Raw genomic sequence first — 23,748 nt, 5'->3', positions numbered from 1 at the left:
AGGGAGCCGCCGCGGAGAGCGACCGGCGAGTCAGTCGTCTTCGAGCGCCTGCGCGATGCGCTGGAGCTGGCGGGTCGCGTCGCGGACCTCGTCGCGGAGCTGGCGCACCTCGCGGACGAGCTCCTCGTTGCCGCCGTCGTCGCCGCGGCCGCCCTGCTCCCCCTGCGCGCCGGGACCGCCGCCGCCCATGCCGGGCGGGCCGCCCGCGCCGCCGGGGCCGCCGCCGCCCATCATGCCGGACATCATCTGCGCGAAGGGGTTGCCGCCGCCGCCACCGCCGCCCATTCCCGGCGGGCCGCCGCCGCCCATCATCTCTTCGGGGTCGGGCCGGTCGCCCTCCTCGCGCTCCTCCTCGCGTCGCTCGCGAATCTCCTCGACGCGCTCGCGGAAGGACTTCTCTTCGCCGTCGTCGCCGTCCGGGGAGTCGCCCTGTTCGCCGGCCTCGCCGTTCTCGGGGTCGGTGACGTCGTCGTCTGGCATGGGCCACGATTCGGCGGCGCGGCCGAAAAGGGTTGTCGTGGGGCCCGCGACGGAGGGTTTATAAGTCGGGAGAGAGCGGCGGCCCGGTTCTCCCCCGCCGGCGTCAGGTCCGAACCATGCGGTGGCAGTTCGGACACTCCGCGGGCTCCCCGTCGCCGCCGGCCGCCGGTACGCGGTCACCGCAGTTCGGACAGCGCGTCCGGGTGCGCGCGTACTCGGTACGCGACCGGACCGCGGAGCGGTCGGTGTCGTCACTCATATGCGGTTGTTATTGTTTAGCATACAAATAGGTTACCGATATATCCCTAAAACACGACTTAGAGCGTCGAGCGCGGGCCGTCCGCGCGCCGGCCTCACTCGTGGCCGGAGACGCGGACCGGTTCGTAGGGCGCTTCGAGCCACTCGATGTCCGAATCAGAGAGGTCGATATCGAGCGCCTCGACCGCGTCTTCGAGGTGGTCGACGCTCGTCGTGCCGACGATTGGCGTGTCGACCGAGTCCTTGTGGAACAGCCACGCGAGCGCGATCTGCGCCATCTTGACCCCCTTCTCGGCGGCGAGCTCCTCGACGCGCTCGTTGATCGCCCGGCCGCCGCCCTCGCGATACGGATGGGCGTAGAGGTGGTCTTCGGTCCGTCCTCGAAGGGTCGCGTCGACGTCCTCGTGCGGGCGCGTCAGGTACCCGCGCGCGAGAGGGCTCCACGGCATCACGCCGACTCCCTCCTTCTCGCACAGCGGAAGCATCTCCCGTTCCTCCTCGCGGTAGGCGAGGTTGTAGTGGTTCTGCATCGTGGCGAACCGCTCGTATCCCTCGCGGTCGCTGACGTGGAGCGACTCCGCGAACTGGTGGGCCCACATCGACGAGGCGCCGATGTAGCGTACGTCGCCGCGCCGCACCGCGTCGTCGAGCGCGGCGAGCGTCTCCTCGATCGGCGTCTCGTCGTCCCAGCGGTGGATCTGGTAGAGGTCGATCGTGTCCGTCCCGAGCCGGTCGAGCGAGTTTTCGAGCTCCTGTTCGATCGCCTTCCGCGAGAGCCCGCCCGAGTTCGGGTTCGACTCGTCCATCTGGAAGTACCCCTTCGTGGCGACGACGAACTCGTCGCGGTCGTACCCGTCGAGCGCCTCGCCGAGGACGCGCTCGCTCTCGCCGTTCGAGTACATGTTGGCGGTGTCGAAGAAGTTCACGCCGAGGTCGATCGCGCGCTCGACGAGCTCCCTGCCCTCCTCCTCGTCGAGGACCCACTCGCGCCAGTCGGAGTCGCCGAAGCTCATACAGCCGAGACAGATCTTCGAGACGGTGGTACCGGTGTTCCCGAGCGTCGTGTACTCCATACTCGTACCAGTTCGAGGCGGGACAAAAAGCTACGCGCGGCGGCGGGGATCGCGGGGGTGGACGTCTCGGACCGGGAGGGTCACAGGTCCCGGAACGACGCCGTGTACACGAGGAACGCCCCGGTGAGGATGACGAACGCGAGGAAGGTGACGAGCGCGAGCACGTTCGCGACCGGCGCGAGCGGGGCGAGGAAGGGCTCGCCGGTCGAGTCGAGTACCAGCACTGCGAGGAGGGCGGCGATCAGGCCGAGCAGCCAGTTCGTGAGAATGTCGTCCATGGCTCGCCCGTCACGCGGGGGCGACAAAAAGCCGCGGATGCGGCAGCGACGCGCGGGAGAGCGGCGGCGGTCGGGGCCGCGGCCGCGCGGGGCGCCGCCGGAGCTATGGCGCTCGCACCCCTGATTCGGGACGTGAGCGACCGGACCACTTGCTGGCTGCTCGGCGACCAGCTCAACCCCGACCTCGACGTCCTCGACGACGCCGACGACGTGCTGCTGATCGAGGCGCACGGCTTCGCCGACCGGAAGCCGTACCACGCCCACAAGCTGACGCTCGTGTTCTCGGCGATGCGGCACTTCCGCGACGAACTTCGCGAGCGGGGCCACGACGTGACGTACCTGCGGGCCGAGTCGTTCGGCGAAGGGCTCGACGAGTTCCTCGCGGAACGCGGGAGGCAGGGGGACGACGGCGACAGCGACGACGAGGGGCCGCGCCTGCGACTCATGCGCCCGGCGAGCCACGGCACAGGCAAGCGGCTCCGGGAGCTCGTCGCCGAGCGCGGCGGGAGCCTCGAACTCGTCGACAACGAACTGTTCTGGACGACCCCGACCGACTGGCGCGCGTGGGCCGGCGAGGAGGAGACGGAGATCGGTCCGGACGACGCCGCCGAGCGCACCTACCGACAGGAACACTGGTACCGCCACGTCCGCCGCGAGACGGGCGTGTTGATGGACGACGGCGAGCCGGTCGGCGGGGAGTGGAACTACGACGACCTGAACCAGGCGACGCCGCCGGACGACTGGGAACCGCCCGGGCGGCCGACGTTCGAGCCGGACGGGCTGACGCGCGAGACGCACGCGTGGGTCCGCGAGCGGTTCGACACGTGGGGGAGCGACTCGCTCGACGGGTTCGCGTGGCCGGTCACGCGCGAGGAGGCGCGCGAGTCGCTCGAGCAATTCGTCCGCGAGGGGCTCCCCGCGTTCGGCCGGTACCAGGACGCGATGGTCGGCGGTGAGCCGTTCCTGTCGCACTCGCTGCTCTCGCCCGCGATCAACCTCGGGCTGCTCGACCCGCGCGAGCCCGTCCGGGCGGTCGAACGCGCCTACGCGGAGCGCGGGGTCGAGCCGGGCGGGTACGACCCCGCCGAGCACGGCGAGGTCGGCGCGGGTGCGGAGGCGACCTCGCTCGACGATTTCGGCGGCGACGGGGGTGACGGCGGCGAGGCGAGGGCGGAAGCGGCGGCGGATCCCGCCCCAGTCCCGCTGAACGCCGCGGAGGGGTTCGTCAGGCAGGTGATCGGCTGGCGGGAGTTCGTGCGCCACGTCTACCGCGAGGCGATGCCCGAGCTGGCCGACGCGAATCAGTTGGCGCAGTCGCGGGACCTGCCGCCCGCCTACTGGGACGGCGACACCGACATGCGGTGTCTCTCGGAGGCGGTCGGCCACGTCCGTGAGTACGGCTACGCTCACCACATCGAGCGGCTGATGGTGTTGTCGAACTTCGCGTTAGTGTACGGCGCCGACCCGGCCGAGCTGAACGAGTGGTTCCACCTCGGCTTCGTCGACGCGTACCACTGGGTGACGACGCCGAACGTCGTCGCGATGGGGTCGTTCGGCACCGACGTGCTCTCCTCGAAGCCGTACGCCTCCTCGGGGAGCTACGTCAACCGGATGAGCGACCACTGCGCGGACTGCCGGTACGCCGTCTCGCGGACGACCGGCGAGGGCGCCTGCCCGTTCAACGCGCTCTACTGGGACTTCTTAAAGGAGAACGAGAAGACGCTGCGGGGCACCGGGCGGATGGGGCTGATGTACTCGCACGTCGACGGGAAAGACGACGAGGAGTGGAGGGCGATCCGCGAGCGCGCGGCCCGGGTGCGCGAACGAGCGGCCGAGGGAGAGCTGTAAGGGTCGGGGGCTCCCCGTCCTACTCGCCGCTCGCGAGTCGGCGCAGCCGCGGGAGCGCCTGCTCGTAGCCCAGCCCGACGACCCCGACGTACAGCGCGAGCAGCCCCATGCCGACGGCCCAGGCGCCGAGGACGAGGTCGCCGCCCGAGACCGCGGAGAGTCCGAAGCGTTCGAGGACGACGCCGACCGCGGCGGCCGCGCCGGCCCCGAGGGTGACGGCGAGGAGTTCCACGAGTTCGACTGCGACGGCGGGTACTTCGACCATACTCGAGGGGAACGGCCGGCGATTATGACTCTTTCGGGAGAACGGTGAACGTCGAGCGGGCGCCGACGACGGCGAGGGCGCTCGGGTCGCGCCCGGTCACTTCAGTCCGAACGACCGCATGGCGGTGTCGACGAGCCCCTTCGCGATCAGCGCGAGGCCGGCGAGGAGCACCATCACGGCGCCGGCGATGACGGGGTCGCGAACGGCGATGATACCGACGGCGGCGACGACGGCGAGGAGGCCGGCGATGCCTTCGAGTCCGAGCGTGTCACGCATGTCGTCGGGTGGTCGTCGGTCGTGGTTAAAAGGGGCGGATGCGCCGCGGGCCGCCGGCGACGCGGGGCACCCCGACTGAGAGCGGCCCTTTTATTTTCGGGAGCGCGTATCACCGCGTACGCATGAGCAACGGAGACGGCGGCGGTCGGAACGACCTCCGGATGCCCGACGACGACGAGGTGTTCGCGGAGGTCCTCGAGATGCTCGGCGCGAACCGCGTCAAGGTCCGCTGTGCGGACGGGAAACAGCGGACCGCTCGCATTCCCGGTCGGATGCAAAAGCGCGTGTGGATCCGCGAAGACGACATCGTCCTCGTCGAGCCGTGGGACTGGCAGGACGAGAAGGCCGACATCTCGTGGCGCTACGAGAAGAGCGAGGCGGAGCAGCTTCGCGAGGAAGGCCACTTACAGTAAGTCGTCGAGAGTGAGTTGGCGATTGAATCCTTCGGGTGTCGGACCATTTATAAATAAATAACCGGCCGCGAATCGGTGGTGAACACTGCCAAAGCCCCAGCCGCGAGGGCTCGATGGGCTCGCTGCGGTCCTCGTCGCTCACTACGTTCGCTCCTGCGGTCCTTACGTCGCCCGTCTTCGTCCTCGCGGCAGCGTGGCGCGACGCGCCACGGGCAGCCGGCGGCGAAGCCGCCGGCGACTGCCCCTTTGAGTCCCGCCCCGCACGGCACCGCACAGCACCTCACGCCTCCCCGGCCTCGTCGCCGGCACCCTCCGCTTCGCTTCGGGAGCCGGCGACTCCCTCGCGCGTGCTGTCTCGCGGCCGCCGGAGGCGGCCGCTCGCAGGCACGCGCCACGGCGTCTCGTGTCGCGTTGGTGTCGCCGTCGTCAACCGCCCACGCGGTTTTTAAGTCCGAACGGGCCCCAGCGAGCGTATGCTCCGGCTCGCGATGACCACCGACGCTGAGACGTTCGAACGCGTGCGCGGGCCGCTCGGGGACCGCGGCATCGACGTCGGCCACGTCCGGGCGAAAGAGCGGGCGCTGCGCGTCTCGGGCGGGGAGTCGCCCGGATCGGGACCGGACTCGCCCGCGGCCGACCCGGACGAGTTCGCCGGCTTCGACGTCGGTCTCGTCTACCCCACCCGCCTGATGGAGGGCGCGGTGGTCGACGAGCGCCTCGGCGTCCCGTGGGTGAACGGCCGCGACGCGGTCGTCGCCTCGCGGAACAAGGCGGGGGTGCTGGCGAGACTGTCGGCGGCGGGCCTGCCGACGCCGAAGACGACGCTCGTCTCGAACCCCGTCGACGAGTCGGTGGTCGTCGACGCCGCCGAGGGGTTCTCGTACCCCGTCGTCGTGAAGCCGAACTCCGCGACCCGCGGCGTCGGCGTCGCGACCGCGACCGACCTCGACTCGCTCCTGGGCGTCGTCGACTACCTGAACCTGATCCACGACTACCGCGCCACCGGCGACAAGTCGTTCCTCATCCAGGAGTTCCTGTCGGACGCACGCGACTACCGCGCGATGGTCGTCGACGGCGCGTACGCCGGGGCGGTGGAACGCGAACTCGACGCCGAGGCGCTCGAAGCCGGGCGGTGGAAACACAACGTCCACCGCGGCGCGACGGCCCGCGGCGTTGACCTCGACCCCGAGGCGCGCGACCTAGCGGAGCGCGCGGCCGAGGCGCTCGGTATCGACTACCTCGGCGTCGATCTGCTCGCGACGGGCGACCGACTCGTCGTCAACGAGACGAACGCCCGGCCGACCGTCGACGCCGCGACGAAGTATGAGGACGACTTCTACGACCGGGTCGCGGGGCTGATCCGGCGAACCGACGAGGGGGAATGAGGAGAGGAACCGGGAGGGGGCCGAGACCGGCCTGCGGACTCAGGCCAGATCGATCGACGCGCTGTCGTCTGCGCGGTCGAACGTGACCTCGAGGACGCCGTTGTTGAACGTCGCGTCCGCGGAGCGCTCGTCGACGGGCGCGGGGAGGTCGACCGTCTCGTCGTACTCGCGCCGGTCGGAGACCGCGGAGATGGTGAGCGCGTCGCCGTCGCAGCGCAGCGAGAGGTCGTCCTTCGAGACGGCGGGGAGATCGGCGACGAGGCGCACCGACTCCTCGGTGGTGTACGCGTCGACGTGGGTGTCGGAGCCGAATCCCGCGTCGTCGGCCGACGGGGCGTCGCCGGTGGCCATCTCGTTCATCATCCGCTCGATCTCCTCGAAGAAGTCTCCGAACGGATCGTCGCGGTCGTCTCTGTCCATACCTCCCGTGAGGTCGGTGATCCCGATAAGCCTTCTGTCGGTCCCCGTATCGGCCGGTATCCCCCAGCGCCGCGGGGACGACGAACGGCGGTGCGAGACGGCGACCGCCCGAACTCGACTCGGAACCGCCCGCGCTCGACGACACCGCCCGTAACAAATTCGAACGATTATGACTATCTCGCGGCGACTGAGCCGGATTTAAGTAGTTGGGGCTCGTCTTTTTCGAATATGAGTAAATCGTATCTGGCCGCCGGCGACGACGTGAGCGACGACGAGGTCGTGCGGGTGGGGCTCAACGGCTTCGGGCGCATCGGGCGCAACGTGTTCCGCGCGGTGCTGGAGAGCCCGCGGATCGAACTCGTCGGCATCAACGACGTGATGGACTTCGACGACATGGGGTACCTCGCGAAGTACGACACCGTCATGGGCCGGCTCGACGGCGTCGAGCGCGACGGCGAAGAGCTAACGATCGGCGGCACCGCCGTTCCCCTGTTCAACGTTCAGGATCCCGCCGACCTCCCGTGGGACGAACTCGACGTCGACGTCGCCTTGGAGTGTACGGGCATCTTCCGCACCCGCGACGACGCGAGCGCGCACCTCGACGGCGGCGCGGACACCGTGATCATCTCGGCGCCCCCGAAGGGCGAGAAGCCGGTCAAACAGCTCGTCTACGGCGTCAACCACGACGAGTACGAGGGCGACGACGTGATCTCGAACGCCTCCTGTACGACGAACTCCATCACGCCGGTCGCGAAGGTGCTCGACGCCGAGTTCGGCATCGACGCCGGTACCCTCACGACCGTCCACGCGTACACCGGCTCCCAGAGCCTCATCGACGGCCCGATGAGCAAGCGCCGCCGCGGCCGCGCGGCCGCCGAGAACATCGTCCCCACCTCCACCGGCGCCGCGGGCGCCGCCCAAGAGGTCCTCCCGCAGCTGGAGGGGAAAATCGACGGGATGGCGATGCGCGTGCCGGTCCCGACCGGCTCCATCACCGAGTTCGTCGTCAGCCTCGACGAGGACGTCACCGAGGAGGAAGTCAACGCCGCCTTCCGCGACGCCGCCGACTCCGGTCCGCTCGCGGGCGTGCTCGGCTACACCGACGAGGAGGTCGTCTCCTCGGACATCGTCGGACTTCCGTTCTCCAGCTACGTCGACCTCCGGTCGACGAACGTCATCGCCGGCGGGAAGCTGCTGAAGATCCTCACCTGGTACGACAACGAGTACGGCTTCTCGAACCGGATGCTCGACACCGCCGCGTACGTTCACGACGAAGCCTGAACGCCTGACCGCGACCGACGGACGACGCCGGACCAGACCCCCGGCGGCAACGTTCCCCCGGAGCGCCACCGCTTAACTATCTCATCGACGACCACTCACTCATGCCCACGTTCGACACCATCGACGACCTCCCGGCCGACTCGCGGGTCCTCGTCCGACTGGACCTCAACTCCCCGATCGAGAACGGCGAACCGCAGGACAACCGCCGCTTCGAGCGTCACGCGGAGACCGTTCGCGAACTGGCAGACGCCGGTCACCGCGTCGCGCTGCTGGCTCACCAGGGGCGACCCGGCCGCGACGACTTCACGTCGCTCGCCGGCCACGCCGAGATCCTCGCCGGCCACGTCGGCCGCGACGTGGCGTTCGTGGCCGACACGTACGGCGACGAGGCGCTGGCGGCCGTCGACGCGCTCGGCGCGGGCGAGGTCCTCCTGTTGGAGAACACCCGGATGTGCGACGACGAACTCCCGGAGGAGTCGCCGGAGGCGAAGGCCGAGACCGAGTTCGTTCGGGCGTTGGCGCCGCGCTTCGATGCGTACGTCAACGACGCCTACTCGGCGGCACACCGGAAGCACGCCTCGCTCGTCGGCTTCCCGATCGTCCTTCCCGCGTACGCGGGCCGCGTGATGGAGACGGAGTACGAGGCGAACACCGCCATCGCGACCCGCGAGTTCGACGGCCCTGTCACCATGGTCGTCGGCGGCACCAAGGCGACCGACGTGATCGGCGTGATGGACGCCCTCGACGACCGCGTCGACCGCTTCCTCCTCGGCGGCGTCGCGGGCGAACTGTTCCTGCGCGCCGCGGGCCACCCGGTCGGTCACGACTTGGAGGGAATGGACCTGTTCGACGAGCAGTGGGCGGCGAACCGCGAGCTGATCGAGTCGGTCCTCGACGAGCGGGGGGACGCGATCCGGCTCGCGACCGACCTCGCGTACGAGGGGGAAGACGGCGCCCGCGCGGAGGTCGCCGTCGACGCCATCGACGAAAAGGAGACGGGGTACCTCGACGTCGGCTCGGCGACGGTCGCCGACTACGAGCCGGCGATCCGCGAGTCCGACGCGGTCTTCGTGAAGGGCGCGCTCGGCGTCTTCGAGGACGAGCGGTTCGCGGACGGCACCGTGGGCGTCTTAGAGGCCATCGCGGAGACCGACTGCTTCTCGGTGGTCGGCGGCGGCGACACCTCGCGGGCGATCGAGATGTACGGGCTCGACGAGGACGACTTCTCGCACGTCTCCATCGCGGGCGGCGCGTACATCCGCGCGCTGACTGGCGAGCCGCTCCCGGCGGTAGAGGTCCTGACGGCGGCAGCGGAGCGGCGGCGGTAGAGCGGGGGATCTGAGCGGCGGCGACCGGATCCGAGCGGCCGAGAGTGACAGGTCCTACTCCTCGACGTCGAGGTCGAACTGCTCGTTCTCCGTGACCGCGTTCAGGACGACGCTCGTGTTCGACTCGCGGATATCCGCGTCCGTGAGGATCGATTTGATCTGGTCGTTCATCCCGTCCGTGTCGGTGAACTTCCCGATGGCGATCACGTCGTAGTCGCCCGTGACCTCGTAGACGCTCACCATCTGTTTCTCCTGACGGAGCTTCTCGGTGACGTCCGGCAGGGCGCTCCCCTCGACCTTGAGCTGGAGCACGGCCGTCACGTCGTAGCCGAGCTTGTCGTAGTCGACGACGGGGGTGTACCCGTCTATCACGCCGCCTTCTTCGAGATCGCGGAGGTGGTTCGAAACCGTCGTCACCGAGACGTCGAGTTCGTCGCCGAGACTTCGGAGGCTCGCGCGTCCGTTGCTGAGCAAGGAGTTGATGAGCTTCGCGTCGAGGTTTTCGTACGTCATCACACCTAACCACGCTTTCGGGGCTTTAGAATTTTACGAACGTCCAGCAGTTTTCCCCGTCCGGCGGTTCATGCGCCAAGCGATAAGGCCTTTATACTGGCAGATAACGAATGAAGCGTCCAGAACATGACGGACGAACACGCGAAACCGGACGGCGGCCTCACGGCCGAGGAACAGGCGGTACTCGACGAGATCGAAGAGCAGAACGTCGATTTCCTGCGGCTCCAGTTCACCGACATCCTCGGCGTCGTGAAGAACGTCTCCGTCCCCGCCCACCAAGCGGAGAAGGCGTTCACCGAGGGCATCTACTTCGACGGCTCCTCCATCGAGGGGTTCGTGCGCATCCAGGAGTCGGACATGCGGCTCGTCCCCGATCCCGACACGTTCGCGGTGCTCCCGTGGCGTAACGACGGTGACTCCGGTGCGGCGCGGCTCATCTGTGACATCGTCGACACCGACGGCGAGCCGTTCATCGGCGGTCCGCGCCAGGTCTTGAAAAGCGTCCTCGATGACGCCGAAGAGATGGGCTACTCCGTTTCGATCGGTCCGGAACCGGAGTTCTTCCTGTTCGAGAAGGACGACGAGGGCAACGCGACCACCATCCCGCACGACAACGGCGGCTACTTCGATCTCGCGCCGAAGGACCTCGCATCCGACGTGCGCAAGGAGATCATCTTCACCCTCGAGGAGATGGGCTTCGAGATCGAGGCCTCGCACCACGAGGTCGCCGAGGGCCAACACGAGATCAATTTCAAGTACGACGACGCGCTCGGCACGGCGGACAACATCGCCACGTTCCGCGCCGTCGTCCGCGCGGTCGCCGAGCAGCACGACCTCCACGCGACGTTCATGCCCAAGCCGATCGCCGAGATAAACGGCTCGGGGATGCACAGCCACATCTCGCTGTTCGACGAGGACGGGAACAACGCCTTCGCCGACGACTCGGACGAGTTCAACCTGAGCGAGACCGCCTACCAGTTCATGGGCGGCGTCCTGAATCACGCGGAGGCGTTCACGGCCGTCACCAACCCGACGGTGAACTCCTACAAGCGCCTCGTTCCCGGCTACGAGGCGCCGATCTACGTCGCGTGGTCCGACACGAACCGCTCGGCGCTCGTTCGCGTTCCCGACGCCGCGGGCGTCTCCGCGCGCTTCGAGGTCCGCAGCCCCGACCCGTCCTGTAACCCCTACCTCGCCTACGCGGCGCTCATCGCCGCCGGGCTCCACGGGATCGAGACGGACGCCGACCCCGGCGACCCGGTCCAGGAGGACATCTACGAGTTCGACGACGAGAAGCGCGAGGAGTACGGCATCGAGACGCTGCCGCCGAACCTCGGCGCCGCGGTCGAAGAGCTGGAGGCGGACGAGGTCATCTCCGGCGCGCTCGGGCCGCACGTCTCGGAGAAGTTCCCCGAGGCGAAGTCCCAGGAGTTCAGCGAGTACCTCACCCAGGTGTCGCAGTGGGAGGAGGACCGCTACCTGGAGACGTTCTGAGTCCGGCCCGAGGCGGACGGTCCGCGACCGCTTTTTTTACGCGCCGCGCGACCCGCCGAGCGCCGGCTGGACCCGTTCCGCCAGCGCCGGCAGCGCGACGACGGCGACGACGGCGGCGGTCGTCGCGACCAGCGTCACCGGAAGCGTTCCCGCGAGCGCGTACGCGCCGACCCAGAGCCCGCCGGTGACCGCGAGCGCGGGGACCGCGATTCGGACGGGGACCGCCGGCTCGTCGCCGTCGACGAGCCGCCAGCCGACCGCGCCGCCGGCGCCGGTGGCGATCCCGATCCCCGCCTCGACGACCTCGCCGGTGTGCCCGCCCGCGACGGCGACGGCCAGCGCGCCGGCCGAGACGACGGCCGCGAACAGGAACGCCGGCTCGGGGTTCAGTTCGGCGGTCGGATCGGACGCCGGGTCCGAGGCCGCCGACTCCGAGACCGCTGACCGCCGAACTCGCGGATCGCCCGCGAGCCACAGCGCGCCGACCACGACGCCGCCGCCAACGATCAGCCCCGCGAACACGTCGACGAGGTAGTGGACCTGGATGACGACCCGCGAGACCGCGACGGCGACGGCGACCGCTCCGGCCGCGAGGTAGCGGGCGCGGTCGGTCCAGAACCGGTCGTACAGCAGCGCCAGCGCGAGGTACGCCGCCGCGCCGCCGGTCGCGTGGCCGCTCGGGAAGCCGAAGCCGTCCGAGAGCACCTGCGCCTCGTACCACCCCGTCAGGAGCGCGGGGAGCCACGCCGGGACGTCGGCGGGGGGCATCGCGCCGGGCGGGCGTGGGACCGCGAACCACGCCTTGCCGAGCGCCGTCGCGGCGTACGCGCAGGTGACGGCCGCGACCGCCGTCGCGCCGGCGCGGCGCGGCGACCCCGCGGCGCCCTCGCTCGCGAACCAGTAGCCGACCGCGAGCAGCCCGAAGAGGAACCAGGGGTCCGCGAGGTGGGTGACGGCCGCGAAGAGGACGACGACGAACTCCGGGAGCGCGTCGACGAACGCGGTCTCGCCGAGGCCGCGCTCGGCGCCGACGAGCCCGGTCACGCGTCGACCGCCTCGGGAGCCGTCGCCGGCGCGGAGGTTCCCGTCGGTCCGAGCGGTGCCGACGCGGAGGTCGCCGCGTTAGTCATCGCCGCGGCGGCGGGCGTAGTCGAGCGCCTTGCCGGGCGTCTCGATCAGGTTGAGGCCGATGCCGACGACGACGAAGATCGTGTACAGGCCGAGCGTCGACAGCCCGAGGACGACGATGGCGCCGACCGCGTAGATCCCGTCGAGCGAGGTCAGCGCGGCGAGCGTCAGCACGGTCCCGTACAGCAGCACGAGGTACGGCCCCCAGCCGCGGGCGTGGCCGCGGCGCATCCGCGATCGGACGTACCGCTTCAGCTCCGACTCGACCTCCGGCTTGTCGACCGTGCGGCGTTCCACGTCGCCTTCGAACTCCTCGAGCTGTGACCGCAGCTCCCGGACCTCCGCTTCGAGGGCGGCGACGTCCGGCGCGCCCCGCGGCCGTTCGTCGTCCCCCTCGTCGCGGTCCGACTCGCCGTTCATACCCGTGGGTCGGCCGCGGTCCTGTTGTAACTGCCGGTCTGCGGCGTCGTCCCGGGAACCGACCACGCCGGCGCTTCCCCCGTCCCGAGTGTCGTCGGCGCCGTCGTCGGGAGCGTCGACCCGTCCCGCGAACACCACGTTGACGACGCCGCCGAGGACGACGACGACGGCCGCGAGGTACAGCCACGTGACCAGGAGCAGGATCCCGCCGATGACGCCGTACACCTGATACTGCGCGGCGCCCGCGGCGTATACCTGAAACCCCGCCTGGAGCAGCGTCCAGCAGACCGCCGCGAACACCGCGCCCGGGAGGGCATCGCGGACGGTGAGCGTCGGCTGCGGGAGGAGGTAGTACATAGGGAGGAAGACTGCGGCGAGGAACGCGGGCAACGCGAGGACGCTCGCCGTCTCGACCAGCGGGACCGCGTCCGCGGCCGCGACGAACGCGCCGACGACGACCATCACGCCGATACCGACGCCGACGGCGACGACGACGGACGCGGCGTCGGCGACCTGCCTGAGGAATCCGGGCGTCTCGTCGCCGCCGTACAGGGAGACGAAGGCGGTGTCGAGCCCGCGGAACACCTTCAGCGTCGACCAGAGCAGCACGCCGAGGCCGAGCAGGCTCGCGCCGGTCCGGCCGCCGGCCGAGGAGACCGCGGCGACGACCGCCTCCTCGCCGGCCGGCGTGAGGAACTCCCCGGTCGACGCGACCAGCTCGGCGGCGATCGTCTCGCCGAAGACGGCGGTCGCGACGACGACGAGCAGCAGGAGCGCGGGGACGAGCGAAACGAACGCGTAGTAGGCGATGGCGGCGGCGAGAAACGTCACCTGTCGGTCGATCGCGAGGTCTGCGACGCGCCGAACCGTGCCGAACGCGGAACGCGAGTGTCGGAGCACGCTCCGCGGTTCGGTCGATGAGGACAAAAACCGGTCGGGTACGGAGACGGAAGGAAACGCCCTCAGCTCGCGTCGTCGCCGAGGACCGCCTCGCGCATCTCGGGGACCGACGCCGTGCTCTTCACCGCGGTCCCGCGGTAGTGCGCGCGGCTGGCCTCGTGACCGGCGCCGCGCAGGCGCTCGACGAACTCGTCCATCCCGATCGCGGGCTCGCCCCACTCCTTGTACAGGCGGTGTTGGTCGTAGTGCGTCGGCGTGTCGAGTTCGCGCGCGACGGTCCCGAGCAGCTTGCGGGCGCGCTTCGCCTCGCCCATGTCGTCCGTCACCTCGCGGCGGACCGCGCGCGCGAAGTCGGGGTCCGCGATCGGACCGAGCCAGATCGGGCCCGCCGTGAGGACGCGGTCGCTCCCGCACTCCGGGCAGGCGTCGACCGGGTCGGCGATGTGCCCGCGCGTCGCCGCGCGCCAGAGGCAGTCCTCGCAGCCGTCGACGTGGCCTACGGCCTCGAGGCAGTCGTCGGCCGCGCGGGCGCCCGACTCCAGTTCGAGGTAGGTCCGCGCGTAGTGACGGGAGACGTGCGAGAGGATCGGCGTCGCCGCCTTGTCGTAGCGCGCGGCGGTCCGGACGAGCGCCGAGATCAGCGTTCGAAGCCCCATCTCCGGGTGGTAATCCGTGTTGCGTGGGACCGCGCCGTACTTCCGGATCCCGCTGTTGAGGTGGGCGCCACACAGCGGCGCGGTGTCGGTGGCGGTGACGCAGACCAGGTTTCGGCCGTTCGCGAACGCCGCGTCCGCGAAGGGGATCGGCGTGCCGTACGGGTCGAGATCGACCACGTCGAACGGCCCCTCGTCGTACAGCAGGGCGTTGACGTCGCGGTGGACCGCCTCGCCGTCGAGGCCGTTGGCGTCGAGGTTCGAAGCGGCGAGCTCGACCGCGTCCGCGTCGACGTCGGCGCAGGTGACCTGATACCCCTCCGCGGCGGCGCGGACGCCCCGGATCCCCGAGGCCGCCATCGCGTCGAGGTACGAGGCCGCGCGCGGCTCGCGGTCGCGGTAGGCGCGCAGCGTCGCGACCGTCACGTCGCGGTTCAGCTCCTGGGTCGGGTTGAAGAAGACGCCGCCGCCGGTGCCCTCGCTGGCGCCGTCGCGGGCCTCCGGGACGGAGACGGTGAGTCCGCCCTCCTCGATGTCCATACCGCCGATTCGGCTATCCGAACTAAAAGGGCCTCGCTCCCGAACACCGACGAACCGAGACACGGTCGAGCGCGGCCGTCGACGGCGACGACAATGAGAGGCTTTTACGCCGCGAGCCCGATATAAAAGTATGAACGGAGAAGCCACGCAACAGCGACGTGACGCGGCCGACGCCGAGACGGAGGGACGACGATGGTGAGTCCGGCGCGGATCGACGGAGCCACCGACATCGCGTACGGCGCACTGATCGCGCTCTCGATCGTGCTCATCGCGACGCTTCAAGTGAGTAACGTGGGGATTGCGTTCGGGGTCGGCGTGTTCGCCTCCTACGTGGTCCACGTCGTCTGGAAGATGGCGCGGTTCGACCCGGACTGGATGACCCGCGAGGTCGCAGACCAGGTCGGCAAACAGGTCGAGGAGAGCGTCGGCGAGACCGTCGACAAAGAGGTGGAAAAGAGCGTCGGCGAAACGGTCAGCAAGGAGGTCGAGAAGACCGTCGAGGAAACCGTCGGCGAGCAGGTGAGCAAGGAAGTCGAAAAGAGCGTCGGCGAGACCGTCAACAAGGAGGTCAGCGGGGTCGCCGACGACGTCAGCAACACCGTCAGCGAAGAGGTAACGGGGAAAGTCGAGGAGACCGTCGGCGAGACGGTCGAGAAGACCGTTGAGGAAAAAGTCGGTGAAACCGTTGAGGAAAAAGTCGGAGAAACCGTCGAGGAAAAAGTCGGTGAAACCGTCGAGGAGACCGTGGAGGAGACAGTCGGCGAGACGGTCGAGAAGACCGTTGAGGAGACCGTCGAGAAGACAGTCGGTGAGAAAGTGGAAGAGACGGTCGAGGAGACGGTGGAAGAGACGGTCGAGGAGACAGTCGGCGAGAAAGTGGAAGAGACGGTCGAGGAGACAGTCGGCGAGAAAGTTGAGGAGACGGTCAGCGAGACGGTGGAGGAGGCGGTCGACGAGAAAGTAGACGAAAAGGTCGAAGAAACCGTTACGGGGCAGGGCAACGGCGCGGACGGACGAGAGTCGTGAACCGCTTCGGGGCGCTCGCCTCGTTCCCTCTGTAGACGCAGTTGCGTCGAGTGGCGTATCCGCACTCGGCCGGAGACCGTCGGCTTCCGTCTGCTCAGCCGATGGCTGGATCGACTGAGGCCGATCGTCGGTGACCGCCTCGGCCTCGTCGAGCTGCCTGAAGAGGTCGTCCGGGTCGGTCACTGCGACCACCCCCAGATGGGAGCCAACAGAGGACGGAGCGGTCGCTCAGGGTCGAAAAAGAATTGAAAGGGGCGTCGATGTTCGTTACTCGTTCCCGAACATCTGGCGCATCATCGGATGCATCTCCATCAGCTGCTCTTCGGCGATCTCCTCGTACAGCTTGTACGTGATAGAGACGGCCAGCAGCAGCCCGGTCCCGGAGACGCCGCCGATAGTGCCGAGCAGGTTCGCCATCACGGCGAGGAACCCGACGAGGGCGCCGCCGATGACGGTCACCTGCGGGATGTACCGCTCCATCACCTTCTCGACGACCTGCGGGTTCCGGCGGAATCCGGGGATCTGCATCCCGGAGTTCTGGATCTGTTTCGCGGTCGCCTCCGGCCCCATACCGGTGGTTTCGACCCAGAAGATCGCGAAGATGGCGCCGCCGACGATCATGAACGTGAGGTCGACACCGAGCCGGACCGCGATCATCCACGGCTCGACCGAGGCCGGGATCTCCCCAAGGAACCACATCCACTGGCTGCGGCTCTGGATGGGGTTCAGGTAGTAGAACAGCCCGGAGATGGGCTGGCCCTGCGCGCTGTACTCGCCCAGGAACGCCGGCATCCCCGCCCACTGCGAGGAGAGGATCTGACCGAGGAACTGGATGTTCGCCTGCAGCGCGCGAACGAGGATCATCGGCAGGACGGACGCGTAGATGAGCTTCACCGGGAAGCGTCCGCGAGCGCCTTTCACGCGGGCGTGCGACAGCGGGATCTCGACGCGGACCGACTCCGCGTACACGACGATCCCGAAGATGAACACCGTGGTGAAAAGCGCCAGAATGTTCCCGGGATCGAAGAGTAGGTTCTGGAGCCCCTCCGCGGTAAACGGCGACATCGACGCCGGCACGCTACCGACGATGACGCCGTACCAGTTCGCGAAGAAGCCGGACGCGCCGAGCGCGGAGAAACTGAAGAAGCCGCCGACGATCTGCTGGCTCACCGACGCGATGATGAACAGCCCGACGCCGGAGCCGACCCCCCACTTGCTCACGATCTCGTCCATGAACAGGATGAGGATACCGCCGACGAATATCTGCGCGAATATCAACAGCTGGACGCCGAAGGTGCCGATCCCGAGCGCGCTCGCGACCGCGTCGTCGGCCGGAAGGAAGCTACCGGTGAACACCATCGGCGCCGCCGTCAGGGCGGCGATGATGATGACGAGGAGCTTCTGGAGGCCCTGATAGAGGACCTGGTCGCGCGGGTCGTTCTCCGTGTCGAGCCCGAGGAGGTTCGCACCGCCCAACAGCTGGAGGACGATGGACGCCGTGACGATCGGTCCGATACCGACCTGTAACAGCGACCCGGACGACCCGGCGAGCACCGACCGGAACTGCCCGAAGAAGTCAGAGCCCTGACCGACGGCCAACCCGAACGGGTTGATGTTGGTCAGGAAGAAGTAGACGATCAGGATTCCGGCCGTCCACGTGAGCTTCCGTCTGAACGGGACGTGTCCCGCGGGCCGCTCCACGACGGGCATCCGCGAGAGCACCGGTTCGGCGGCCTCCTTCCAGCTCATATTACGCCTCGTCGTTCTCGTCGTCTGAAGTGTTTTCCGGTTCGTCAGCGGCGTCTTCGGCGCGCTCGGAGAGCGTCGCCTCGCCGCCGGCCTCCTCGATGAGCTCGACCGCACCGGCCGTGAACGCGTCGGCCGTGACGCGGAGCTCGCGACGGACCTGTCCGCCGCCGAGCACCTTCACGACGTCCGCCTCGTGGCCGTCCTCCACGACATCGCGCGCGTCGAAGACGTACGCGTCGCCGTCGGCCTCGGCGAGGCCGTCCGCGGCGTACAGCGCCGCGTCCTCGTCGAGCTTCTGTACCTTCACCTCGAGGACCTCCGTCTGGGCGTCCTCGGGACGCTTGAACCCGTGCTTGCCGAGCGGGCCGTAGTTGTGGTACTCGTGTTTCGCGCGACCGGCCGCGCCGCGGCCGCCGCGGTGCCCGGCGCCGCGCCGGTTCTTGTGCGTGCCGCCGCCGTGCGTCCGAGAGCCGCGCTGTCGTCGTTTCTTGCTCGTCATCGCATGGCCTCCAGGAGACTGTCGATCTCCTCGGTGGTGTGTTTCCCGAGTTCGCCGCCCTCGATCACGGGGTGTTTAATTCCCTCGTGACCGCCGCGGGGCGCGTGGAGCCGCAGCGTCGGCGAGAGACCCTGATCGCGCAGGGTCGTCTCCTCGTCGACGAGCGCCTCGGCCAGCGCCTCCAGACCGGCGTAGTCGGTGTTGTCGTCGATCCACTCGTCGTCGATGTCGGCCGAGCCCTCCAGGGGCTCGCCGCGCAGCGAGACGGTCCGCGCGACGGCCTCGACGCTCGGTTCCCCGAACGCGACGACGTCGTTGACCTTCGTGATCATGCCGCGGTACGACTCCGTCTCGGGGACGAACGTCGCGTGGTTGACGCGCCCGACGTTCAGCATGTCGAGCGTGTCCTCGACGCCGTACTCGAGGTTGACGTCGCCGCGGAGCTGAACGATCGCCTGCATCACTCGCTCACCTCGTCGTAGTGGACTTCGCGGGCGTGCTGCGGAGTGCGGGACTGCGCCGCGTTCTCCAAGGCGTTGAACGTCGCCTTCGCGAGGTTCACCGTCGTACGGGTGTTGCCGTCGGAGTTCGTCCAGGCGTCCTCGACGCCGGCGAGCTCCAGGATGTTGCGGACCGTCTCCGCCGCCGCGAGGCCCAGCCCCTGCGGGGCGGGCTTGATCTCGACGGTGACGGAGCCGGCCTTCCCCGTCGCCGTGCGAGTCAGGGAGTTGGTGCCGCCCGGCTGGTCCTCCCACGAACCCGAGCCGCGGTCGACCGAGATGACGTTCAGCTTCGCAACGTCGATCGCCTTCTGGATCGCGCCGCCGACCTGGTCGTCGCGGGCCTGCGCGTAGCCGAGGTAGCCGTCGCGGTTGCCCACGGCGACCACGCAGCGGAACTTCACGCGGCGGCCGGAGTCGGTCATGCGCTGGACCATGTTGATGTCCAGCACCTCGTCTTCGAGCCCCGGAAGGAGCTGGTCGACGATCTCCGCCTCCTTCAGCGGGAGCCCGGAGTTGAGCGCCTGTTCCATCGACGTGACGTCGCCGTCCTGTACCTTGCGGCCGAGTCGCGTCCGCGGTTCCCAGCCGTCGTTGTGTCTACTCATGGTCCTCCTGGATTGTCGCGAGCACGTCGTCGAAGTGCTCGGGTAGCTCGCTGGCGTCGAACTCGCCGCTGTACAGCGGCTCGTCGAGCTGCTCGGCGTAGTCGGCGATATGCTCGCCGCGCGTGCGCGACCAGTCGGCCAGCACGTCGTCGTTGTGCGGGATCTCGAGCCCCGCGTCGATCGCTCCTTCCTGTACCGCGAACGTCTTGTTGCCGGGCGTCGCCGTGTTGAGCCCGATGTCGAGGACGGCCTCGTCGAGGCCGGCGTCGACTGCGCGGGCGCCCGCGAGGAAGCCGGTGAGGTACGCGCTGGGGAGGTTGCCCGTGGGGGCGTCCCAGCCGTACTCGCCGAGCTCCTCGCTGGAGGCGGCCGCGTGGGTCTCGTCGCCGTCCGATCCGGGGGTCACCAGCTGCGCCCTGACGTGAGCGTTGCTCACCCGAGCGACCAGGCGAGGCTTGCCCGATTTCAGCAGGCGCAACCTCTGATGGTAATCCGTCCGGACCTCGCGGCGGCGCCGCATCGGCACCTTGTATCGTGGTCCTGTCGCCATTAGTCCGTCACCTCGTAACCGTACTGCGTCCGAATGTACGCCTCGAGACGGGCGACGTCCTCGAAGTCTCCGCCGCTCGCCTTGTTGTAGAGCGTGCGGTACTCGGAGGCGTCGAGCACGTCTTCCTCGTCGCGAAGCTCCTTCAGGCGCGCCCGCTGCGCGCGGATGCGCGCCTTCCAGTCGTCCTTCGTGTCCTGCCGCGCGCCGGAACGGCCCTTGCGGGAGCCGGCGCCGGACTGGTGTCCGTACGAGCGCTTGTCGGCGCGCTCGCGGGCGCGACCGCGCGAGTTCGTCTTCTCGTCTTTCGCGCGGATCGTTCCCTGTTCGATGAGTTCGCGGACGTCCTCGCGGGTGATCGCGTCCGCGATCTCCTCCTGTGCGTCGGGGTCGAGCCAGACGCGGCCCTTGCCGACGTCGAGCTCGTCCGCCGCGAGCCGTTTCTGCGCTTTCAGGTCACTCATCGTCGACCTCCACTTCGACGTAGGTCGGGTTCAGCACGCGGATCTCGCGCTCCTCCGCCTCGTCTTCGATCAGTTCGCGCTTGCGACCGCCGACCTTCGAGGCGATACGCACCGCCTGCGTGTCGCCGTCGACGCCCTCGAGGTCGTCCGTGTTGTGAACGCGGACCTCCTCGAAGCCGCTCGGGTGCAGGTCGCGCGACGCCGTCGGCGAGCGGAAGCCGGCCTCGACGACCGGGCCCTTCGCCTTCATGCGGCGTCGCTGCTTGGAGAGCCCGCCGCGCGGCTTGCGCCACGACGTCGGGATCCGCTTTTTCTTGTGGTAGTCCTGCCGGTTGAACTGCGGTTTCCCCTCGCGGTGCTTCTGCGCGAGCGCGCGAGCGGTCTCGTCGTCCAGTTCCGGCGTCTTGTCGGCGTGCCCGCGGGGGCGAAGCTCCGTCTCGACGGTCTCGTCGGCGTCGGCCTCGTCGGCCTCCTCCTCGTCCGTCTCGTCTTCGATCTCCGCGTCCGCCTCCTCGTCGACCTCCAGCCCGCCGACGTCGGCCTTGATACGCGCTGCGAGCGCGTTGCCGACGCCGTCGACCTCGGAGAGCTCCGACTGGGAGGCGGCCTTCACGTCCTCGACCGTCTCGTAGCCGGCCTCGCGAAGCGCGTCCGCCTTCGAGGGACCGACACCGCTGATGTCTTCCAGTTCGTCTGCCATCGGTTAGGCACCTCCGGTGGGCTTCTCGACGATGTACACGCCGTCCTGGAAGACGCGCGTGTCCTTGTCGGTCACCTTCGTCAGCTGTTCGATGTCGGCGGCGGTCTGCCCGACGGCCTCCTTGTCGGAGCCCGAGAGCGTGACCGTCTCGCCGTCGATCTGTACGTCCGTGTCTCCGCGGATCGGAGTGCGCCGCGCGGCGCTCTCTCCGAGGAAGTTCTCGATGACGACCTCGTCGCCCTCCACGGTCACTTGCATCGGGAAGTGGGCGTAGTACACCTCCATCGCGTACTCCCAGCCCTCGGTGACGCCGTGGATCATGTTGGCGACGTGGCTCTCGAAGGTGCCGACCGTGGCGTTGGTCTTCGCGTCCTCGTTGTCGGCGGTGATGACCACCGCGCCGTCCTCGACCGCAACGTCGACGTCGGGGTACCAGAGGCGTCGCGTGACGCTTCCGTTAGGCCCTTCGACGGTGAGTTCGAGGTGGTCGGTCTCGGCGGAGACGTCGTCCGGAATCTCGATTTCGACTCTGTTCATTGTTAGTAGACGTATGCGATCACTTGGCCGCCGATGCCCTCCTCGCGGGCCTCGTAGTGGCTCATGACGCCGTGGCTCGTCGTGACGATGAGCGTCCCGTAGTCGCGGGCGGGGAGGTACCGCTTCTCCCACTTCTCGAACTCGTCTGCGCCCGCCGAGTAGCGGGGCTTGACGGCGCCACACTCGTTGATCGCGCCTTTCAGTTCGACCTCGAACTTCCCGGCCTTCCCGTCGTCGACGTACTCGAAGCCGTCGACGTACCCGCGGTCGTAGAGGACCTCGAGGACGGAGCCGATGATGTTCGAAGCGGGCTCTACCGTGTACGACAGGTGGCCAACGCTCTCGGCGTTGTCCATGCCGGCGAGCGCGTTGGTGAATGGATCGTTTCCCGTCATGATCAGCTGTACTTCTCGAATCCCATGTCTCGGGCGACCTCGCGGAAGCACTGCCGGCAGAGGTTGATGTCGTACTTGCCGACGAGTCCCTGCTCGCGGTCGCACCGCCGGCACGTGTGCCGGGAGTCGGTGCGCTTCGCGGCGTGCTCGCCCGTGTCGTTGTTCGCTTCGCTCATTCGGTTACCTCGACGTCGAAGTTCGTTTCGAGGAACGCGGCCGCGTCCTCGGCTGTCATCCGGTGGCGGGCGGGGATGGTCCCCGTCGCCTTGTCGCGTTTCGAGACGCGGTAGCCGGGACGGACGATCGTCGTCGTCACGTCGAGGCCGTAGATCCCGGTGTTGGGGTCGTACTCCTGGCTCGGGAAGTCGGTGTGGTCCTCGACCCCGAAGCTGAGGTTACCCGTGTCGTCGAACTGGCTCCGGCCGATCTCGACCAGCTCCAGCGCGGTCTCGAGGAACGCGTGCGCGTCCTCGCCCCGCAGCGTCACCTTGACGCCGATCGGGTCGCCCTTGCGGATCCCGAACTCGGCGATGGTGCGCTTCGAGGTGGTCCGGACCGACTGCTGGCCCGTGATCTCCTCGATGATCTCCTCGGCGTCGGCGAGGGGTTCACCGCCCTGCCCGACGCCCATGTGGACGACGACCTTCTCGAGGTACGGCTCGCGCATCTCGTGGTCGGCGCTCTCGGCTTCACTCATCGGAACCACCCGCCTCGTCGGCGTCGTCGTCGGTGAAGTTCTCGTCGATGACGACGACGTACTCCTCGACCGTCTCGTAGCCGCCGTCCTCGCTGGCGACGGTCACGGTGTTGTCGCCGGAGCCGAGCGTCACGTCGATGTCGTCGACCTCGCCGATCTGCCCGGCGTGCTGGCCGGCGACGGCGGTGACGAGGGCGCCCTCCTCGTACTCGAAGTGGGCGACGATCTCCTTCGTCTCGGTGTCGACGACGATCGAGTCGTTCGTGTCGTAGCCCGCGTCGTCGTCGACGCGGACGTTCGTCCCGTCGTGGAGCGTCAGCTGGACGACCCCGCCGGGGACGACGGTCTTGTTCGTGATCTTCCCGAGCCGGCTGCCCGCGGCCTCCTCGTCGACGGGCGTCAGCGCGAGCCGACCGCCCTCGTCGGGGAAGACGCGGAAGTACTCCCCGCGCTCGGGGAACGCCAGGATGTCGAACATCCCGATCGGACGCTGTTCGTCCGAGACCGCGTCCCCGTTGACGAGGATCGAGTCGTTGTTCAGCGCGTAGCGCGCCTCCTTCGTCGAGTCGACGTAGCCGAGCACGTCCCGCAGCAGGACGACGAGCGGAACGCCCGCCTCGCCGTGCGGGCCCGCGCCCGCCTTCACGGTGAACGTGTCCGTCTTGCGCTCGACCGGCCAGGAGTTCGGTACCGACAGTCGCTTCTGGTGTCGCGTCATTCGTTGTCCTCCCGGAGCCGCGCCTCCCGGCGCTCGTCCTCGAGGTCCAGTTCGGTCACCCGGACGTTGCTCGCCGGGAGGGGGCGGGGAACTTCCTCCCCGTCCGCCTTCTCGACGGTGACGTCCTCGACCGTGATCCGCTCGGCGGACAGGTCGACGGAGACGACCTCCGCCTCCGTCCCGGCCGCGTCGCCGCGAAGCACCTCGACGGTGTCGCCGGCGTTGACGCGGACGTTCCGCTGCCCGTACTCCTCGCGGAGGTCGTCGGTGAGGGTGGCCCGGACCTGATTCTGCCGCTCGTGGAGCGGCGCGGTCTCCGACCGTTTTCGCTGTTTGCGTGGCTGTTTCGTCATAG

31 protein-coding genes are annotated in these 23,748 nt (G+C 68.9%); 7 read left to right on the top strand and 24 right to left on the bottom strand.

Features of this window, described 5'->3' with window-relative positions; translation table 11 throughout:
- Positions 1–30: 30 nt before the first annotated feature.
- From BM286_RS02015 to BM286_RS02005, 4 genes are all read right to left on the bottom strand, one after another.
- On the bottom strand, positions 31–480 hold the full coding sequence (locus BM286_RS02015) for a hypothetical protein (protein WP_092919921.1): 450 nt from the start codon (positions 478–480) through the stop codon (positions 31–33).
- A gap of 103 nt (positions 481–583) precedes the next feature.
- Positions 584–739, bottom strand: coding sequence for a hypothetical protein (locus tag BM286_RS15390; protein ID WP_167603287.1), 156 nt, complete (start codon positions 737–739; stop codon positions 584–586).
- Positions 740–833: 94 nt separating this feature from the next.
- Entirely contained in the window at positions 834–1,811 is a 978-nt protein-coding gene (locus BM286_RS02010) for an aldo/keto reductase (RefSeq protein WP_092919920.1), read from the bottom strand.
- An 80-nt stretch (positions 1,812–1,891) separates the two neighbouring features.
- Positions 1,892–2,089 (bottom strand): hypothetical protein, encoded by a 198-nt coding sequence (locus BM286_RS02005; protein WP_092919919.1) that lies wholly within the window; start codon positions 2,087–2,089, stop codon positions 1,892–1,894.
- A gap of 132 nt (positions 2,090–2,221) precedes the next feature.
- On the opposite strand from BM286_RS02005, the gene BM286_RS02000 reads away from it, so the two are divergent.
- A complete protein-coding gene (locus tag BM286_RS02000) occupies positions 2,222–3,937 on the top strand; it encodes a cryptochrome/photolyase family protein (RefSeq protein WP_092919918.1) in 1,716 nt (571 codons plus the stop codon).
- Between the two features lie 19 nt (positions 3,938–3,956).
- Here the strand turns inward: BM286_RS02000 and BM286_RS01995 are convergent, their stop codons facing one another.
- On the bottom strand, positions 3,957–4,202 hold the full coding sequence (locus BM286_RS01995) for a hypothetical protein (protein WP_092919917.1): 246 nt from the start codon (positions 4,200–4,202) through the stop codon (positions 3,957–3,959).
- 96 nt (positions 4,203–4,298) lie between these two features.
- Entirely contained in the window at positions 4,299–4,478 is a 180-nt protein-coding gene (locus BM286_RS01990; RefSeq protein WP_092919916.1) for a DUF7470 family protein, read from the bottom strand.
- 122 nt (positions 4,479–4,600) lie between these two features.
- Between BM286_RS01990 and eif1A the strand changes: the two genes are divergently transcribed.
- Complete coding sequence (eif1A, locus tag BM286_RS01985) at positions 4,601–4,891, top strand: translation initiation factor eIF-1A (RefSeq protein WP_092919915.1); 291 nt, start codon at positions 4,601–4,603, stop codon at positions 4,889–4,891.
- Positions 4,892–5,364: 473 nt separating this feature from the next.
- Positions 5,365–6,276 carry an ATP-grasp domain-containing protein gene (locus tag BM286_RS01980; RefSeq protein ID WP_092919914.1) on the top strand — a complete coding sequence of 304 codons (912 nt, stop codon included), beginning with the start codon at positions 5,365–5,367 and terminating at the stop codon, positions 6,274–6,276.
- Positions 6,277–6,315: 39 nt separating this feature from the next.
- Here BM286_RS01980 and BM286_RS01975 read toward each other — a convergent pair whose 3' ends face one another.
- Entirely contained in the window at positions 6,316–6,696 is a 381-nt protein-coding gene (locus tag BM286_RS01975; RefSeq protein ID WP_092919913.1) for an Hsp20/alpha crystallin family protein, read from the bottom strand.
- Between the two features lie 228 nt (positions 6,697–6,924).
- On the opposite strand from BM286_RS01975, the gene gap reads away from it, so the two are divergent.
- Positions 6,925–7,977 (top strand): type I glyceraldehyde-3-phosphate dehydrogenase, encoded by a 1,053-nt coding sequence (gene gap, locus BM286_RS01970; protein ID WP_092919912.1) that lies wholly within the window; start codon positions 6,925–6,927, stop codon positions 7,975–7,977.
- 101 nt (positions 7,978–8,078) lie between these two features.
- Entirely contained in the window at positions 8,079–9,305 is a 1,227-nt protein-coding gene (locus BM286_RS01965; RefSeq protein ID WP_092919911.1) for a phosphoglycerate kinase, read from the top strand.
- 54 nt (positions 9,306–9,359) lie between these two features.
- Here BM286_RS01965 and lrp read toward each other — a convergent pair whose 3' ends face one another.
- Complete coding sequence (gene lrp, locus BM286_RS01960) at positions 9,360–9,818, bottom strand: HTH-type transcriptional regulator Lrp (RefSeq protein WP_092919910.1); 459 nt, start codon at positions 9,816–9,818, stop codon at positions 9,360–9,362.
- Between the two features lie 126 nt (positions 9,819–9,944).
- Here lrp and glnA point away from each other — a divergent pair, with 126 nt between their 5' ends.
- Positions 9,945–11,312 carry a type I glutamate--ammonia ligase gene (gene glnA, locus BM286_RS01955; protein ID WP_092919909.1) on the top strand — a complete coding sequence of 456 codons (1,368 nt, stop codon included), beginning with the start codon at positions 9,945–9,947 and terminating at the stop codon, positions 11,310–11,312.
- Positions 11,313–11,348: 36 nt separating this feature from the next.
- Here glnA and BM286_RS01950 read toward each other — a convergent pair whose 3' ends face one another.
- The 3 genes from BM286_RS01950 to BM286_RS01940 form a co-directional block, all read right to left on the bottom strand.
- Positions 11,349–12,356: a phosphatase PAP2 family protein gene (locus tag BM286_RS01950; RefSeq protein ID WP_092919908.1), complete on the bottom strand. Its 1,008-nt coding sequence runs from the start codon at positions 12,354–12,356 to the stop codon at positions 11,349–11,351.
- Positions 12,357–12,434: 78 nt separating this feature from the next.
- Positions 12,435–13,760, bottom strand: a complete 1,326-nt coding sequence (locus BM286_RS01945; protein WP_092919907.1) for a YihY/virulence factor BrkB family protein — start codon at positions 13,758–13,760, stop codon at positions 12,435–12,437.
- 62 nt (positions 13,761–13,822) lie between these two features.
- Positions 13,823–14,953 carry a tRNA (guanine(26)-N(2))-dimethyltransferase gene (locus BM286_RS01940; protein WP_092919906.1) on the bottom strand — a complete coding sequence of 377 codons (1,131 nt, stop codon included), beginning with the start codon at positions 14,951–14,953 and terminating at the stop codon, positions 13,823–13,825.
- A 192-nt stretch (positions 14,954–15,145) separates the two neighbouring features.
- Here BM286_RS01940 and BM286_RS01935 point away from each other — a divergent pair, with 192 nt between their 5' ends.
- A complete protein-coding gene (locus BM286_RS01935; RefSeq protein ID WP_092919905.1) occupies positions 15,146–15,979 on the top strand; it encodes a hypothetical protein in 834 nt (277 codons plus the stop codon).
- A 267-nt stretch (positions 15,980–16,246) separates the two neighbouring features.
- Here BM286_RS01935 and secY read toward each other — a convergent pair whose 3' ends face one another.
- The 13 genes from secY to rplX are packed head-to-tail and all read right to left on the bottom strand — an operon-like array spanning position 16,247 to position 23,746.
- Positions 16,247–17,728 carry a preprotein translocase subunit SecY gene (gene secY, locus BM286_RS01930; RefSeq protein ID WP_092919904.1) on the bottom strand — a complete coding sequence of 494 codons (1,482 nt, stop codon included), beginning with the start codon at positions 17,726–17,728 and terminating at the stop codon, positions 16,247–16,249.
- A gap of 1 nt (position 17,729) precedes the next feature.
- Positions 17,730–18,227 carry an uL15m family ribosomal protein gene (locus BM286_RS01925; RefSeq protein ID WP_092919903.1) on the bottom strand — a complete coding sequence of 166 codons (498 nt, stop codon included), beginning with the start codon at positions 18,225–18,227 and terminating at the stop codon, positions 17,730–17,732.
- Positions 18,224–18,688, bottom strand: a complete 465-nt coding sequence (locus BM286_RS01920) for a 50S ribosomal protein L30 (protein WP_092919902.1) — start codon at positions 18,686–18,688, stop codon at positions 18,224–18,226. The genes BM286_RS01925 and BM286_RS01920 overlap by 4 nt, the downstream gene beginning before the upstream one ends.
- The gene (locus BM286_RS01915; RefSeq protein WP_092919901.1) at positions 18,688–19,335 is read right to left on the bottom strand and encodes a 30S ribosomal protein S5; all 648 of its coding nucleotides are present in this window, start codon (positions 19,333–19,335) and stop codon (positions 18,688–18,690) included. Before BM286_RS01915 ends, BM286_RS01920 begins: the two co-directional genes overlap by 1 nt.
- Positions 19,328–19,885, bottom strand: a complete 558-nt coding sequence (locus tag BM286_RS01910; protein ID WP_092919900.1) for a 50S ribosomal protein L18 — start codon at positions 19,883–19,885, stop codon at positions 19,328–19,330. Before BM286_RS01910 ends, BM286_RS01915 begins: the two co-directional genes overlap by 8 nt.
- Entirely contained in the window at positions 19,885–20,346 is a 462-nt protein-coding gene (locus tag BM286_RS01905) for a 50S ribosomal protein L19e (protein WP_092919899.1), read from the bottom strand. Before BM286_RS01905 ends, BM286_RS01910 begins: the two co-directional genes overlap by 1 nt.
- A complete protein-coding gene (locus tag BM286_RS01900) occupies positions 20,339–21,046 on the bottom strand; it encodes a 50S ribosomal protein L32e (protein ID WP_092919898.1) in 708 nt (235 codons plus the stop codon). Before BM286_RS01900 ends, BM286_RS01905 begins: the two co-directional genes overlap by 8 nt.
- A gap of 3 nt (positions 21,047–21,049) precedes the next feature.
- Entirely contained in the window at positions 21,050–21,583 is a 534-nt protein-coding gene (locus BM286_RS01895; protein WP_092919897.1) for a 50S ribosomal protein L6, read from the bottom strand.
- A gap of 2 nt (positions 21,584–21,585) precedes the next feature.
- Positions 21,586–21,978, bottom strand: a complete 393-nt coding sequence (locus tag BM286_RS01890; RefSeq protein ID WP_004047215.1) for a 30S ribosomal protein S8 — start codon at positions 21,976–21,978, stop codon at positions 21,586–21,588.
- A gap of 2 nt (positions 21,979–21,980) precedes the next feature.
- Positions 21,981–22,154: a 30S ribosomal protein S14 gene (locus BM286_RS01885; RefSeq protein WP_004597423.1), complete on the bottom strand. Its 174-nt coding sequence runs from the start codon at positions 22,152–22,154 to the stop codon at positions 21,981–21,983.
- The gene (locus BM286_RS01880; protein ID WP_092920474.1) at positions 22,151–22,675 is read right to left on the bottom strand and encodes a 50S ribosomal protein L5; all 525 of its coding nucleotides are present in this window, start codon (positions 22,673–22,675) and stop codon (positions 22,151–22,153) included. The genes BM286_RS01885 and BM286_RS01880 overlap by 4 nt, the downstream gene beginning before the upstream one ends.
- Positions 22,668–23,393 carry a 30S ribosomal protein S4e gene (locus BM286_RS01875; RefSeq protein WP_092919896.1) on the bottom strand — a complete coding sequence of 242 codons (726 nt, stop codon included), beginning with the start codon at positions 23,391–23,393 and terminating at the stop codon, positions 22,668–22,670. Before BM286_RS01875 ends, BM286_RS01880 begins: the two co-directional genes overlap by 8 nt.
- Positions 23,390–23,746, bottom strand: a complete 357-nt coding sequence (gene rplX, locus BM286_RS01870) for a 50S ribosomal protein L24 (protein ID WP_092919895.1) — start codon at positions 23,744–23,746, stop codon at positions 23,390–23,392. Before rplX ends, BM286_RS01875 begins: the two co-directional genes overlap by 4 nt.
- Positions 23,747–23,748 lie beyond the last annotated feature (2 nt).

It is taken from the genome of Halorubrum sodomense (assembly GCF_900111935.1).
In the GTDB taxonomy this organism is placed as follows: domain Archaea; phylum Halobacteriota; class Halobacteria; order Halobacteriales; family Haloferacaceae; genus Halorubrum; species Halorubrum sodomense.
This window is presented reverse-complemented; position numbering and strand designations above follow the sequence as displayed.

Bases quoted from the DNA above. Each gene is read 5' to 3' on its own strand.
- BM286_RS02015 (WP_092919921.1), bottom strand. From the start codon at position 480: ATGCCAGACGACGACGTCACCGACCCCGAGAACGGCGAGGCCGGCGAA.
- BM286_RS15390 (WP_167603287.1), bottom strand. From the start codon at position 739: ATGAGTGACGACACCGACCGCTCCGCGGTCCGGTCGCGTACCGAGTAC.
- BM286_RS02010 (WP_092919920.1), bottom strand. From the start codon at position 1,811: ATGGAGTACACGACGCTCGGGAACACCGGTACCACCGTCTCGAAGATC.
- BM286_RS02005 (WP_092919919.1), bottom strand. From the start codon at position 2,089: ATGGACGACATTCTCACGAACTGGCTGCTCGGCCTGATCGCCGCCCTC.
- BM286_RS01995 (WP_092919917.1), bottom strand. From the start codon at position 4,202: ATGGTCGAAGTACCCGCCGTCGCAGTCGAACTCGTGGAACTCCTCGCC.
- BM286_RS01990 (WP_092919916.1), bottom strand. From the start codon at position 4,478: ATGCGTGACACGCTCGGACTCGAAGGCATCGCCGGCCTCCTCGCCGTC.
- eif1A (WP_092919915.1), top strand. From the start codon at position 4,601: ATGAGCAACGGAGACGGCGGCGGTCGGAACGACCTCCGGATGCCCGAC.
- BM286_RS01980 (WP_092919914.1), top strand. From the start codon at position 5,365: ATGCTCCGGCTCGCGATGACCACCGACGCTGAGACGTTCGAACGCGTG.
- BM286_RS01975 (WP_092919913.1), bottom strand. From the start codon at position 6,696: ATGGACAGAGACGACCGCGACGATCCGTTCGGAGACTTCTTCGAGGAG.
- gap (WP_092919912.1), top strand. From the start codon at position 6,925: ATGAGTAAATCGTATCTGGCCGCCGGCGACGACGTGAGCGACGACGAG.
- BM286_RS01965 (WP_092919911.1), top strand. From the start codon at position 8,079: ATGCCCACGTTCGACACCATCGACGACCTCCCGGCCGACTCGCGGGTC.
- lrp (WP_092919910.1), bottom strand. From the start codon at position 9,818: ATGACGTACGAAAACCTCGACGCGAAGCTCATCAACTCCTTGCTCAGC.
- glnA (WP_092919909.1), top strand. From the start codon at position 9,945: ATGACGGACGAACACGCGAAACCGGACGGCGGCCTCACGGCCGAGGAA.
- BM286_RS01940 (WP_092919906.1), bottom strand. From the start codon at position 14,953: ATGGACATCGAGGAGGGCGGACTCACCGTCTCCGTCCCGGAGGCCCGC.
- BM286_RS01935 (WP_092919905.1), top strand. From the start codon at position 15,146: ATGGTGAGTCCGGCGCGGATCGACGGAGCCACCGACATCGCGTACGGC.
- secY (WP_092919904.1), bottom strand. From the start codon at position 17,728: ATGAGCTGGAAGGAGGCCGCCGAACCGGTGCTCTCGCGGATGCCCGTC.
- BM286_RS01925 (WP_092919903.1), bottom strand. From the start codon at position 18,227: ATGACGAGCAAGAAACGACGACAGCGCGGCTCTCGGACGCACGGCGGC.
- BM286_RS01920 (WP_092919902.1), bottom strand. From the start codon at position 18,688: ATGCAGGCGATCGTTCAGCTCCGCGGCGACGTCAACCTCGAGTACGGC.
- BM286_RS01915 (WP_092919901.1), bottom strand. From the start codon at position 19,335: ATGAGTAGACACAACGACGGCTGGGAACCGCGGACGCGACTCGGCCGC.
- BM286_RS01910 (WP_092919900.1), bottom strand. From the start codon at position 19,885: ATGGCGACAGGACCACGATACAAGGTGCCGATGCGGCGCCGCCGCGAG.
- BM286_RS01905 (WP_092919899.1), bottom strand. From the start codon at position 20,346: ATGAGTGACCTGAAAGCGCAGAAACGGCTCGCGGCGGACGAGCTCGAC.
- BM286_RS01900 (WP_092919898.1), bottom strand. From the start codon at position 21,046: ATGGCAGACGAACTGGAAGACATCAGCGGTGTCGGTCCCTCGAAGGCG.
- BM286_RS01895 (WP_092919897.1), bottom strand. From the start codon at position 21,583: ATGAACAGAGTCGAAATCGAGATTCCGGACGACGTCTCCGCCGAGACC.
- BM286_RS01890 (WP_004047215.1), bottom strand. From the start codon at position 21,978: ATGACGGGAAACGATCCATTCACCAACGCGCTCGCCGGCATGGACAAC.
- BM286_RS01885 (WP_004597423.1), bottom strand. From the start codon at position 22,154: ATGAGCGAAGCGAACAACGACACGGGCGAGCACGCCGCGAAGCGCACC.
- BM286_RS01880 (WP_092920474.1), bottom strand. From the start codon at position 22,675: ATGAGTGAAGCCGAGAGCGCCGACCACGAGATGCGCGAGCCGTACCTC.
- BM286_RS01875 (WP_092919896.1), bottom strand. From the start codon at position 23,393: ATGACGCGACACCAGAAGCGACTGTCGGTACCGAACTCCTGGCCGGTC.
- rplX (WP_092919895.1), bottom strand. From the start codon at position 23,746: ATGACGAAACAGCCACGCAAACAGCGAAAACGGTCGGAGACCGCGCCG.